At 41.3% G+C, this 11646-nt stretch carries 14 protein-coding genes and 1 tRNA gene; 5 read left to right on the top strand and 10 right to left on the bottom strand.

Annotation, left to right across the window (positions count from 1 at the left end):
* Window positions 1-174, bottom strand: a 174-nt coding sequence (locus NTV63_02155; GenBank protein ID MCX6709737.1) for a hypothetical protein, incomplete at its 3' end; no start/stop codon positions are given.
* 191 nt (window positions 175-365) lie between these two features.
* Between NTV63_02155 and NTV63_02150 the strand changes: the two genes are divergently transcribed.
* Window positions 366-1439, top strand: a complete 1074-nt coding sequence (locus tag NTV63_02150) for an AAA family ATPase (protein ID MCX6709736.1) — start codon at window positions 366-368, stop codon at window positions 1437-1439.
* 77 nt (window positions 1440-1516) lie between these two features.
* On the top strand, window positions 1517-1837 hold the full coding sequence (locus NTV63_02145) for a hypothetical protein (GenBank protein ID MCX6709735.1): 321 nt from the start codon (window positions 1517-1519) through the stop codon (window positions 1835-1837).
* 1 nt (window position 1838) lies between these two features.
* Here NTV63_02145 and NTV63_02140 read toward each other — a convergent pair whose 3' ends face one another.
* The 4 genes from NTV63_02140 to NTV63_02125 all read right to left on the bottom strand — a co-directional run bounded on the left by NTV63_02140 (window position 1839) and on the right by NTV63_02125 (window position 4091).
* Window positions 1839-2387 (bottom strand): hypothetical protein, encoded by a 549-nt coding sequence (locus NTV63_02140; GenBank protein MCX6709734.1) that lies wholly within the window; start codon window positions 2385-2387, stop codon window positions 1839-1841.
* Window positions 2384-3265, bottom strand: a complete 882-nt coding sequence (locus NTV63_02135) for an NOL1/NOP2/sun family putative RNA methylase (protein MCX6709733.1) — start codon at window positions 3263-3265, stop codon at window positions 2384-2386. Before NTV63_02135 ends, NTV63_02140 begins: the two co-directional genes overlap by 4 nt.
* A 103-nt stretch (window positions 3266-3368) precedes the next feature.
* A tRNA-Thr gene (locus NTV63_02130) sits at window positions 3369-3441 on the bottom strand.
* An 89-nt stretch (window positions 3442-3530) separates the two neighbouring features.
* Window positions 3531-4091, bottom strand: a complete 561-nt coding sequence (locus tag NTV63_02125) for a hypothetical protein (GenBank protein MCX6709732.1) — start codon at window positions 4089-4091, stop codon at window positions 3531-3533.
* Between the two features lie 133 nt (window positions 4092-4224).
* Here NTV63_02125 and NTV63_02120 point away from each other — a divergent pair, with 133 nt between their 5' ends.
* Window positions 4225-4512 (top strand): hypothetical protein, encoded by a 288-nt coding sequence (locus NTV63_02120; protein ID MCX6709731.1) that lies wholly within the window; start codon window positions 4225-4227, stop codon window positions 4510-4512.
* A 74-nt stretch (window positions 4513-4586) separates the two neighbouring features.
* Here NTV63_02120 and NTV63_02115 read toward each other — a convergent pair whose 3' ends face one another.
* From NTV63_02115 to NTV63_02105, 3 genes are read right to left on the bottom strand one after another with little or no spacing between them, the layout of a single operon-like run.
* Window positions 4587-5936, bottom strand: coding sequence for a signal recognition particle protein Srp54 (locus NTV63_02115; GenBank protein MCX6709730.1), 1350 nt, complete (start codon window positions 5934-5936; stop codon window positions 4587-4589).
* A 54-nt stretch (window positions 5937-5990) separates the two neighbouring features.
* Window positions 5991-6638, bottom strand: coding sequence for a hypothetical protein (locus NTV63_02110; protein MCX6709729.1), 648 nt, complete (start codon window positions 6636-6638; stop codon window positions 5991-5993).
* Window positions 6635-7297 (bottom strand): hypothetical protein, encoded by a 663-nt coding sequence (locus NTV63_02105; protein MCX6709728.1) that lies wholly within the window; start codon window positions 7295-7297, stop codon window positions 6635-6637. Before NTV63_02105 ends, NTV63_02110 begins: the two co-directional genes overlap by 4 nt.
* A gap of 213 nt (window positions 7298-7510) precedes the next feature.
* Between NTV63_02105 and thrS the strand changes: the two genes are divergently transcribed.
* The gene (gene thrS, locus NTV63_02100) at window positions 7511-9418 is read left to right on the top strand and encodes a threonine--tRNA ligase (GenBank protein MCX6709727.1); all 1908 of its coding nucleotides are present in this window, start codon (window positions 7511-7513) and stop codon (window positions 9416-9418) included.
* Window positions 9419-9547: 129 nt separating this feature from the next.
* Here thrS and NTV63_02095 read toward each other — a convergent pair whose 3' ends face one another.
* Window positions 9548-10645: a transglycosylase SLT domain-containing protein gene (locus NTV63_02095; protein ID MCX6709726.1), complete on the bottom strand. Its 1098-nt coding sequence runs from the start codon at window positions 10643-10645 to the stop codon at window positions 9548-9550.
* Between the two features lie 21 nt (window positions 10646-10666).
* Window positions 10667-11341: a DUF1461 domain-containing protein gene (locus NTV63_02090; GenBank protein MCX6709725.1), complete on the bottom strand. Its 675-nt coding sequence runs from the start codon at window positions 11339-11341 to the stop codon at window positions 10667-10669.
* 56 nt (window positions 11342-11397) lie between these two features.
* Between NTV63_02090 and NTV63_02085 the strand changes: the two genes are divergently transcribed.
* Window positions 11398-11532 carry a hypothetical protein gene (locus NTV63_02085; protein ID MCX6709724.1) on the top strand — a complete coding sequence of 45 codons (135 nt, stop codon included), beginning with the start codon at window positions 11398-11400 and terminating at the stop codon, window positions 11530-11532.
* The last annotated feature ends 114 nt before the right edge of the window (window positions 11533-11646 follow it).

The raw sequence follows: 11646 nt of genomic DNA, 5'->3' as shown, positions 1-11646 counted from the left end.
TTCCCTGCAAACTTCTGTTGTGATTGTGAATCCCCTTGGAACAGGAATCCCTATTTTTGTCATTTCATTAAGCCCTGCGCCCTTTCCCCCAAGAAGATTCTTGTCTGATTCGCTTTCCCCGAAGAAATATACATACTTTTTTTCTGATTCATTTGACTTTTCTGTCTTTGGCATAAAAAATCCCTCTTATCAATTCATGCTATTAATTCACATTATTAATCAAGCATGTTTTCCTGATTGGGGGTTGTTTATAAAATTTATGAAAAAATCATAAAAACAGTCTCTGCCGCTTCAATAAAATTTTCCGAAATGCTTCTGGAAAAGCATAAAAAGATATATAAAGCGGCTTCTCACATAAAACTGCCATGGGAATATTCAAGGAAATTCTTGGGAACAACGAAACGCTGTTCAAGAACCCTGTTGCTCTTGACTACGACTACATCCCTAAGATGATACCCTTCAGGGAAAACGAGCAGCACCAGATAGCATCATGCATAAAGCCGCTTTTCCAGAAGAGAAACGGAAGGAACATCTTCATTTTCGGAGAGCCCGGAATAGGAAAAACTGTTGCCTGCAAGCACATCCTTCAGGAGCTTGAAGATGAAACAGACGAAATATACACAATTTACATAAACTGCTGGAAGCACAACACAACATACAAGATTGCGCTTGAGATGTGCGATATTCTCGGATACAAGTTCACTATGAACAAAAAGACAGAGGAGCTCTTTGACATTGCAAGAGACATTGTAAACAAGAAGGCTGCTGTCTTTGTTTTTGACGAGATTGACAAGGCAGAAGATATGGATTTCCTCTACCTTGCTCTTGAGGAAATATACCGAAAGGCAGTGATACTTATAACAAATTCAAGGGAAAACATCATAAGCCTGGACGCAAGGATAAAGTCAAGGCTGACTGCAGAAGTTCTGGAATTCAGGCAGTATAATCCCGAAGAGATGAAACAGATTTTAAAAGAGAGAAGCGAATCTGCATTCTACCCTAATGTCTGGAAAGATGACGCTTTTAGCCTCATAACTGCAAAGGCGTTTGAGCTTGGCGACGTTAGGGCAGGGCTCTATCTCATGAAGGAAGCTGCAAACTCTGCAGAGGACATGGCTTCAAAGGAAATAAGGCTTGACCATGTGAAAAACGCAATAAATAAGCTTGACGAATTCTACGTTAAAGAAAAAGAAGCGCTTGGAGAAGACGAGAAAACCATAATGGACATAGTCAAGAACAATTCAGGGAAGAAAATAGGCGAGCTCTACAAGATTTACACTGACGGCGGAGGAAAATACACATACAAGACATTTCAAAGGAGAATAGCCAAGCTGGAGCAGGGAAAGTTTGTGAACATTGAGAAGATTGAAGGCGGAAAAGAGGGGAAGACAACCATTGTCAAGAATTCCTCTGAAACAAAAAAACTGACTGAGTTTTAGGAATTTTATGGAAAAATTTAAATCATTACCGCACTTATTTCAGTCATTAATCATTTTAAAAAAAGGGGTGGTATTCTATGAAAGGCGAGGCAATAGGCTCACTCTCAAAAAGGATAATAGGGTTAGGTGTGATTGTCATGATGATAGGCGTGGCATTCATAAGCTGGCTCTCGGCAAACAAGAGCTTTGTCTCGGAGATTCTGTCAATAAGCCTTCTGTGGATGGTTGTGGTGCTCCTCATAATAGTAACTGCATCATTGGATGAGATGAATTCCGAGCTGAAGGAGGTTTATTCAAAGCAGACTGAGGAAATAAAGCTCCTGCGGGCAGAGAGCAGCCTTCTCAGGTATGACATAATCAGCATAATAAACCGCAATAAGCCCAAGGAAAAAAAATAAACTATTTTTCAGAATTTTTTCTTTCCCTTCTGAGAAAGTCGCCGATATCAAAAACATTCCTAAGGAAAAGGCTTCCCTTCTCCTCTATTTTCCCATAGCCCAGGCACTCCCTTCTTGAATTAAGCACGAGGGCATTTCCATATGATAAAATGCTCTTTTTGATTATCCCGTTCCTAAAAACATCCCTGCCGCACAAAAACAGCCACTCGCTCTTGTCATTCACAACAACATAATTAAGCTCATCAATAAAGGGGATAAGGTCGTTAAGGAAATTCGGGCCCGGAATAAAATTTCCCTTTCTTATGCTTCCGCGCCTGGAGCCGCAGTAGGAGAGGGCATCAAGGTTGAATTTTTCAGACAGAACAAACGAGCTTTTCTTTGAGAGGAAGATGTCATTTCCAAGGACAATAAGCTCTCCATCTTCATCTTTTCCTGATGCGCTGGAAATCCTTTCGTGAAAAATGCGCCCAGGCTTTTTTGAGCCAAGGCTTCCTATGAATTTAAGCATAGCCCTTTCATAATTCCTCTGAAAATCAGGATTTTCGCTCATGCGAAACGCCTCAGTTTTGCTATGAAAAAACCCTGGGTTTTTGCCTTGAACGGCCATAGCCGCCTTGAAAGCTTCAATGAATTGTCAAAATCCTTACCTTCAAAGGATGTTACTCCTGGGCTTCCTGTTGAAAGCCCGGTTTCCTCAAGATGAAATGAAAAATTCTTAAGCGCAAAATCAACTACTTCCTCATCTTCTTCTGGCTCAAGCGAGCATGTGGAATACACTAAAGCACCATTCTCTTTCAAAAGCGAAAATGCCTTTTCAATGAGCTTTTTTTGGGTTTCAGAATTGTTTTTTATTCCTGGCAAGTCCCTTTTTGCAAACCAGCTCCTGTCTGTGGCATAGTTTCCTGAGCATGGGGCGTCCAGGAGAATCTTGTCAAATTTAAGATGAGGGCTGAACTTAAGGGCATCCTCGTTGAACACGAAAACATTGCTGCATCCGAGCCTTTCAAGATTATTCATAAGGGCAGCAATCCTCTCTTTGTTCTTGTCAACTGCAATGATAATTCCATTATTATTCATAAGCTGGCTCAGCTGCGTTGTCTTTGAGCCGGGAGCAGCGCACATATCCAGAACAAGCTCATCCTCTTTTGGGTCAAGAACAATTACGGGAAGCATTGAGGCTGCCTCATGAAGATAGTAATAGCCCATAAGATACTCCGACGTTGAGCCAAGCGAAAACCTGCTCCGATAAAAGAATCCGTAGGAAACAAAGGGAATTCTCTCAAATGAAACTCCTTTCTTCTCAAGCCGTCTTATAAGTTCCTCTGTTTTTATCTTAGTTGTGTTAACGCGGATTGACTGCTTAAGCTCTGATTCTAAAATCCTTCCTCCGATTGCCGCATACCTTTCTGAAAAGAAAGCTTTTTCCATAAATAGAAAAGAAACAACAGCTTGCTTAAAAATTTAGCCATAAAAAAGAAAATGATTTTTGCATGTTTCAACAATAAATTTGCCTGACAAAGGAATAAAAAAGAGCCTCCGGAGGGATGTGCGCCCTCGACCTACTGATTACAAGTCAGTCGCTATAGCTACTAAGCTACGGAGGCAATATGTGAGATGGATTTTTAAGGGGTTTTTAAAACTTTTGATAATTATCAGGCAAAGATTAAAGCAATAAAAAGAAAATCAAATTGGCTCATTCATAGCCGAATTTGGGGACAAATGTTTTCTTTTCCGGCGTGAACTGGTACATGTCAAAATATCTCTTAATAAGCGCATCAAGCTTGTATGCCTCTTCCTGAAGGAGCCTTTTGTGCATCTCAAGGTTTGCCTTAAGCGCTCTTGTCCTGAGGTAAAGCTGAAAGAATCTCATTAGAGGGGATTTATCCCACTTATTTTCATAATCGAGCTCAATTCTTGCGTTTATATACATTGTCAGTTCGCCTTTCTGCGCCTTTATCTTCTTATTCTCAAACTGAACCTCAATATCATTAACTGCAACGCCCAGATAGTCAAAATTGAAAACATACCTTATCTGCTTGTTTATATTCTTTGAAAGCCGCCACCAGATGTGGATTGTGTCTCCGCCGGGATTTTCCTCAACAGAATAAAGGGTTTCCATGTACTTGTCTTCGCCGCCCTTTCCGCTGTAGCCGTATTCCATGAACCAGTCGTGAAGCATCTCATAAAGCGGCTTATAAACGGCAGTTGCCTTATGCCTTGCCTCAATCTGGGGAAGCTCGATTTTTATAACCATGTGCAAATCTAAAGCCCTGTCAAATTTATAAAGCTTTCGCGCTCCCTAAAATGCCGAAAATATCCATAAAAATGGCTGAAAAAAGCGCAAATTTTAAATACGTTCCTTATTAGAGAAGGGGAGAGGTGGTTTTATGCAGAAAAAAAAGGCAGTAAAGAAAAAAGCGAAAGCCCATCCTGCTAAAAAGAAGGGCATGAAAAAAACAGCCCAAAAACATGCTAAGCAGATGAAAAAAGCAGCAAAGAAAACCCCCAAAACCAAGATAAAGCAGAAGAAGGAAGAGGCAGTGTTTTACGAAACAAAGCCCCATGACGAGCCATTCCCATTTGACGACCAGCCCGAAGTAGACTACCCCGAGCCAGATGAGCCCGGCTATGACTTTGGAGATGATGAAGGCGGCTCTGAAGAGGAAGACTGGTAAGAAAAAGATTTATTTTATTATTCCGATATTAAAAAATTAATTTAATTTGTGAATTCTTATTTTTTAAGAAAAAATTATTTGAATTTCATCCCTTTCATTCCGCCCATCTTCTTAACCATCTGCTCCATGCTCTTTGGGCTTCCGCCCTTCAGCATCTTGACAAGCTTCCTGCTCTGCTTGTACTGCTTGAGAAGCTCTCTTATTCCCTTTATGCTGACTCCTGAACCCCTGGAAATCCTCTCAATCCTCGAAACATCAATTACTTCGGGCTCAAGAAGCTCCTCCCTTGTCATGGAATCCATTATGAAGCGCCAGCCCTTGAGCTTATCCTCCTGAACATTCATCATCTCCTTGGGAATTGACATCTGCCCCATTCCCGGAATCATGTTCATAATGCTGCTCAAAGGCCCCATCTTTCTCACTGCCTGCATCTGCTCGTAAAGGTCAAGAAGGCTGAAGTCGCCTTTCATGAGCTTCTTCTTCATGTCCTCTGCCTCATTCTCAGATATTGCCTCCTTTGCCTTCTCAAGGAGAGCCTCCAAATCTCCCATTCCAAGCATCCTTGAGACAAATCCCTTTGGATTGAACTCCTCAATATCCTCAATTTTTTCTCCTATCCCCACAAATTTCACAGGAGTTCCTGTTGCAGCGCAGGCAGAGAGAGCCCCTCCGCCCTTTGCAGTGCCCTCAAGTTTTGTGACAATGACGCCGGTAACCCTGCAGTTCTCATGGAATTGCTCTGCCTGGAACTTTGCTGTCTGCCCGATGTCTGCGCTTATCACAAGGAGATTCTCATCAGGCGCCACATAGTTGTAAAGCTCCTTTATCTCAGAAATAAGCTCTTTTGAGAGCGCATCCCTTCCTGCAGTATCCACAATCACCAAATCAAATTTCTTAAGCTCCTGCTCAAATTTCTTGTATATTGCAATGGAATCCTTGATTTTCGGGTCTCCAAATACAGGAACGCCTATGCTTTTCCCAAGCTGGAAAAGCTGCTCAAAACCTGCTGCCCTGTAAGTGTCTGTCTGAATTAGGGCAACATTATGCCCTCTCTTCTGAAAAAACCTTGCAAGCTTTCCTGCCTGAGTGGTTTTTCCCGAGGCATATAATCCAACGAGCATTATCTTGAAATTCTTCTTTTTTATGTCAATCTTTGCGCCTTCCCCCCCAAGGAAGCTCACAAGCTCCTCATAAACAACATTAATCAGGTGCTCCCTCTGGGTAAGCCCTGCCGCCTCCTCCTTAAGAGCCCTTTCCTTTATCTTTTTGGAAAGGGAGAAGACAAGCTGAACATCCACATCTGCCTGGAGAAGAGCCCTCTGAATCTCCTTCACAAGCTCATTAATCAGCTTCTCATCTACAAAGATGCTCTGAGAAATCCTCTTCAAAATCCCCTTAAGCGAATCGCCAAGCTTGTCCAGCATTTTATTCAGTCAGAGGACATTTAAGCGGTTTATAAATTTATTGCTAAAATAATGTTATCCCTTTTCTTCCCTGAATGTTATTGTTTTCGGAAAGAAGTTTTTTTCAGAAGAATCAGATGGAAGCATGAGGATTTTCTTTAGGTCGTCTGGGTTCTGCGAGAAATATGCCGGAATTAGTCTTCTGCCTTCAAATTTCGTTATTAAATTTTCAGGATAAATCATCATCTCTCCTTTTGGCGCTTTATCCCCTGCTGCTTTGTATGCGAGGTTCACGATGTCCTCAACTGTTTCTTTTATCTTAGAAAGGTCAATTGCCTTTCTTTTCGGGGTATTTTTGTAAAAGCAGGCTCCGAACCCGAAGAAAAGAGCGTTGTCCAGGTTTTTCACCTCGTAGAGGTCTGCATTAGTATCCATTATCAATATTCCCGGATGCCCGATTGTTTTGTCTTTCCTAAAGTCATAAACTAATTTATCCATTATTTCATGCGGGTATTTTCTTTCAAGCAGCTCAAACGGAACATAAACGGGCTCGTTGTCATTTATTAGCGTAAAGTCCATTCCCCAAAGCCCGGCTCTGTCCTTGTACATCAGAAAAAAAGCATCTGTTGCTGCGCCCTTGAGCGAGGCATATCCATAAAATCCGTTCTTGCCGTTGCATATTCCGCTCAGCCCTTCAAGGAAGCACGCTGAAAATCCGCTCATTCTTTTCTCCCCCTTTCTGCACTCCCAACTATGAATTTCGGGAGCTCTTCTATGAATTTTACTCCGCAGGAATCTTCTTCTCTTTCTTCACCCTCTTCATATTCATCTTCCTCAGGAATTATGGGCTCTTTGCTGAACCTGCCGTAGCTTATCGGCCCTATGTAAAGCGTTCCATTAAGCAGGCGCTTGCCTGAAAGCTGGAATATCTTCTTTATTACCATTTCAAAGAATTCTGCAAAATTCCTTAAGTCTTTAGTGAATTCAGGAAGGCTCACTGTGCTTTCCCTGGAGCGCACAATTATTCCCTCAAGGTTGCTTATCGCATATATTGGAAACTCCCGATTATTGGGCGCTGCAAATTCCTCATGGCCATTAAATTCGTAAACTGTCTGCCCTAACATTTTTTTGAGGTCATTGTAAAATATCATCTGGCTTTTTCCATTTGTGAAAAGAATATGCCCATCAAAATAAGCCCTTTCCTTTGCCTTGTCGCCAAGTATTGAGCTTGCTTTAACCACAATCTTCTCAATCGGGCTCTCTTTTATCTGGGTTTTTGCACTTAAGGCAATGCCATCCTCAACATAGCTGTTTTTTATCTGAGAATACAGAATATGCTCATTCCGGAGTTCTATCTTAAAATCCTGCGGAAGGATTATCATAAGGCATAATTTGCATTTGTTTCTTATAAATCTTTCTATTTTTAACTACTTATAAGTGAGTATTTTTTAAGAAAAATAATGCAATGCAACTGGCATTTTTTCTTTTTTCATTTGTTTTTATCTGCCTGAATATCCCAAAAGTTTTATATATAATTGCTGGATTTAGAGATGTGCTGAAGCGGCATTGTTGACCGCCAAGGCAGAGATGAAAAAATGGTAAAACTAACCTTTCCGGACAAGTCAGTAAAGGAATATGCAAGCGGAATCTCTGGCGAAGAGATTGCAAAGGCGCTTGGAATAAGAAATGCAATAGCAGTCAAGCTTGGAGAAGAACTTTTTGACATAACCGCGCCAATCACAAAGGATTCTGCAATACTCTTCCTGAAATTTGACTCAAAAGAGGGAAAGGAAGTGTTCAGGCACAGCGCAGCCCATTTAATGGCGCACGCAGTGAAAAGGCTTTTCCCAAAAGCGCTTCTCACAATCGGGCCTGCTGTTGATGCGGGATTCTACTATGACATAGAGCATGAGCCGTTCAATCCAGAGGACATTGCAAAAATTGAAGCAGAAATGCAGAAGATTGCAAAAGAGAACCTGAAAATTGAAAGGCAGGAAATCACAAAGGAGAAGGCAAATGAGCTTTTCAGGGAAAATCCATACAAGCTTGAAATGATATCTGAGCTTCCTGCTGGCTCAATAACAATATACCAGCAGGGGGACTTCTTTGACTTGTGCCGCGGTCCTCATCTGGTTTCAACAGGATTAATCAAGGCATTCAAAATCACAAAGATTGCAGGGGCATACTGGAGGGCTGACTCAAAAAACAAGCAGCTCCAGCGCCTTTACGGAATTGCCTTTCCTGAAAAATCAATGCTGGATGAATTCCTGAAAATCCAGGAAGAGGCTGAAAAGAGGGACCATAGGAAAATAGGAAAGGAGCTTGACCTTTTCAGTTTCCATGAGGAAGGCCCTGGATTTCCTTTCTTCCATCCAAAGGGCATGGTTATTTTAAACGAGCTTGCGCAGTTCTGGCGCGAGGAGCACAGGAAGGCAGGATATTCTGAGATAAAAACTCCCATCATACTTTCGCGGGGGCTTTGGGAGCAGAGCGGGCACTGGGAGCACTACAAGGAAAACATGTATTTCACAAAGATTGATGACAGGGACTTTGCAGTAAAGCCCATGAACTGCCCGGGAGGGATACTTGTCTACAAGACTTCGGTAAGAAGCTACAAGGAATTCCCACTGCGGCTTGCAGAGATGGGGCTTGTGCACAGGCACGAACTTTCAGGAGTGCTATCCGGACTTTTCAGGGTGAGGTGCTTCACCCAGGATGATGCGCACATCTATGTTACAGAAGAGCAGATTGAAAATGAGGTAAAAGAGGTAATCTCACTCATTGACAGGTTCTACAAGAAATTCGGATTCACATACGCTGTTGAACTTTCAACAAGACCTGAAAATTACATGGGGGAGCTTTCCATGTGGAACAAGGCAGAGGAAAAGCTGAAGGGCGCGCTTGACGGGCTAAAAATACCATACAAGATAAATGAGGGCGAAGGCGCATTCTACGGCCCGAAGATTGACTTTCACATAAAGGACTGCATAGGAAGGACATGGCAGTGCGGGACAGTCCAGCTGGATTTCCAGATGCCCATCAAATTTGACTTAAAATATGACGGACAGGATGGAAAGAAGCACACTCCTGTAATGCTGCATCGCGTAATCTACGGAAGCATGGAAAGGTTCACTGGAATCCTGATTGAACATTTTGCAGGAAAATTCCCGCTCTGGCTATCTCCAATACAAGCGAGAATCCTGACTGTTGCAGACAGGCACAATGAATATGCAGAAAAACTGAAAAGCAGAATGGAAAATAAGGGAATCAGGGTTGACATAGATGCAAAGGCAGAGACCATAAACTACAAGATAAGGGAGGCGCAGCTCCAGAAAATCCCGATTGTGCTTACAATAGGGGACAAGGAGATAAAGAACAGCTCTGCTGCACTACGAACTCTTGACGGAAAAGTCAAATTCGGGGTTGAGCCTGAAAAAATCATCTCTGCAATGGCAGAGAACATTTCCAGAAGAGAGATAGAGTTTGACTGCTCAAAACTCTGATTAAGCGATTTAATGAACCGCAATTTTTTATTATAATTTATTTAAAAAAAAAACGGAATTTATAATTTTGAATTTTCTTTTTTCCTTATCATTTCAACTATTTCATCAACAGAAATATTCCCTGCGCTTTTACCTGTCCTTTATCTCTTTTATTATCTCTGCGGTTGGAATATTGCCTGCGTTTTCTGCTATTTTCTCAATCTGAAAGTGAGTGCTGTAAAGGGTGTATGCCTTGCTGATTTTTTCAACATAATACCTGATTTCCTCTGCCTTTGATTTGTATGCATTGTAATAGGGGTCGCATGCCTTTGTTATGAAGGGCTCAATGTCGCTCCATTTCTGCTGCCAGTATTCCTTCCCGTTTTCTTTTTTAGCCGTGTCAAGAGCGTCAATTATCGGAGACTGCCCGCCGTTGTATGCTGCAGCAACTATCTTAAAGTGCTCCCAGCTTGCCTTCCAGTATAAAGATGGGTTTTCTTGTTTCAGGGCTTCAGGCGGCTCTGCAAATGAAAGCGCATTTTCTTTTGCCTTCCATATCCTTATCCCCGCAGAAATGTTTGTCCTGGGGTCATACCTGTTCTTCCACTCCTGGTCAGTTGAGCTGTTCCTTGTAACCTGCATGAGAGATGCTGCTCCCCATGAGGATTCGCATTTTACATTCCAGTTGCTTTCCACTTCAATTATGGATGCAAGCGTTGCAGCATCCATCCCAAATTTTGAGGAAAGCTCCTTTACAAGAGGAAGATATTTCTCGTCCATATGGATGGCTCTGGAATTTTTGAGATAGTAGTCAAGCTTTTCTTCAGGAATCCTGTAAAGAACATTTTCAATTGAGGAATTCAGCATTTCTGAATAAGATGGCTTGATATCTGCGCCTAAATCTTCTTTTTTTTCAGCAGTTAATTCTTCTGGATTTAATATTTCTTCAAGCCCGATTTTCACTGAATCGCTGTTTGCGATTTTGCTTTCAGAAGAATAGGCATACGCCGTTCCTGAATTTTTCGGGGCTGCTTCATATTTTGCGCCAAACCCTCCTATTGAAACTCCGATTACTCCTGCAAGTGCAAGAGGAATCAGTGATTTTCCTATTGTTTTCAATATGTTTTTCTGTTTTTTAGGGTGTTTGTCCTCGTGAGTAGAATATCCGGTGTTATAAAGCATTCTCCTGTGGCTTTCGCACTCTGCTCTTATCCTTTCAAGATACTCCGGCTCTTTTTTGTTTTCCATAGTCACTACTAAGTAGTGATACTATTTAAATCTTTCTCTTTTTATCAATAAAAATGCAAGAAAAAGAGCTATTGCCTCGCATAAAAAAAGAAGGGATGAATGCACTAGAAAATCCCTGAAAAGCTGCTCAGGAAAGAGAAGAAGCATTCTGCTTCCGGCTGGAAACGCCCAGTTTCCCTGCGGAAAGAAAACCCAATGGAAAATGACAAACGCCCTTTCAAAAACATGCGGAAAAAATGAAAAAGCTAAAATCAGCCCAAAAAATGCAAAAGCGATAATTACTGCGCTTCTCGGAGAATAAAAAATGAAACTCCTGTTTTTTTCTAATGCGATAAATAAGCCCATAATCAAAAGAAGCAAAAAAAGCAGATAAAAGAGACATAGTCCTTGATTTATCAGAATCCTGACATCATTGAGGTGGGAAATTTCCTCTCCTGAAAGAAGCCCGTTTTCCAGATTTGCCTTTCCCTGAAAGAATAAAAGAATTTTTGAGAGCTCAGAATCAACAGCCCCAGAATCAATTCCGATTTTGTAAAATGAATCATAAACTCCAATCCTCCTGAATTCGCTTCTGTAATAAGCGCCATTAAATATCAAAATCCGAAAATTCATAAGAAAAAGGAGAAAGAGAAGGACTACAGAAAATATGACTCCTAAAAAAGCGTGAGTTTCTGAGCGCTTTTTTATGCTTTTCATTGCATCTGCTGCTAAAAATGGCAAAATATTAAAATGTATTGGATTAAGAAGAATTAATGTTCAAGAAAATTGCAGAGGCGCTTTTGAGAAATATCGTAAGGGCAAGGATTGCCCTTGAGCCTCGCCTGAAAAACAAGCTTGAATTGTTTGAATCCTCGCTTGACGCCCATTATATCTTAAACAGGCTCTAATCCTTCTAATCTTTTTCAAGAAGAACTATTTTTTCAAGTTCAGTTATTCTCTTTTTCTTAACAGGTATTTACTCTTTTTCAGATTTATATTCTATCCAAAAGTAATAACAAAGT

It is taken from the genome of Candidatus Woesearchaeota archaeon (assembly GCA_026394965.1).
Lineage (GTDB): Archaea > Nanobdellota > Nanobdellia > Woesearchaeales > 0-14-0-80-44-23 > JAPLZQ01.
This window is presented reverse-complemented; position numbering and strand designations above follow the sequence as displayed.

Bases quoted from the DNA above. Each gene is read 5' to 3' on its own strand.
- NTV63_02095 (MCX6709726.1), bottom strand. From the start codon at position 10,645: ATGGAAAACAAAAAAGAGCCGGAGTATCTTGAAAGGATAAGAGCAGAG.
- NTV63_02140 (MCX6709734.1), bottom strand. From the start codon at position 2,387: ATGAGCGAAAATCCTGATTTTCAGAGGAATTATGAAAGGGCTATGCTT.
- NTV63_02145 (MCX6709735.1), top strand. From the start codon at position 1,517: ATGAAAGGCGAGGCAATAGGCTCACTCTCAAAAAGGATAATAGGGTTA.
- NTV63_02115 (MCX6709730.1), bottom strand. From the start codon at position 5,936: ATGCTGGACAAGCTTGGCGATTCGCTTAAGGGGATTTTGAAGAGGATT.
- NTV63_02110 (MCX6709729.1), bottom strand. From the start codon at position 6,638: ATGAGCGGATTTTCAGCGTGCTTCCTTGAAGGGCTGAGCGGAATATGC.
- NTV63_02150 (MCX6709736.1), top strand. From the start codon at position 366: ATGGGAATATTCAAGGAAATTCTTGGGAACAACGAAACGCTGTTCAAG.
- NTV63_02120 (MCX6709731.1), top strand. From the start codon at position 4,225: ATGCAGAAAAAAAAGGCAGTAAAGAAAAAAGCGAAAGCCCATCCTGCT.
- thrS (MCX6709727.1), top strand. From the start codon at position 7,511: ATGGTAAAACTAACCTTTCCGGACAAGTCAGTAAAGGAATATGCAAGC.
- NTV63_02090 (MCX6709725.1), bottom strand. From the start codon at position 11,341: ATGAAAAGCATAAAAAAGCGCTCAGAAACTCACGCTTTTTTAGGAGTC.
- NTV63_02085 (MCX6709724.1), top strand. From the start codon at position 11,398: ATGTTCAAGAAAATTGCAGAGGCGCTTTTGAGAAATATCGTAAGGGCA.
- NTV63_02125 (MCX6709732.1), bottom strand. From the start codon at position 4,091: ATGGTTATAAAAATCGAGCTTCCCCAGATTGAGGCAAGGCATAAGGCA.
- NTV63_02135 (MCX6709733.1), bottom strand. From the start codon at position 3,265: ATGGAAAAAGCTTTCTTTTCAGAAAGGTATGCGGCAATCGGAGGAAGG.
- NTV63_02105 (MCX6709728.1), bottom strand. From the start codon at position 7,297: ATGATAATCCTTCCGCAGGATTTTAAGATAGAACTCCGGAATGAGCAT.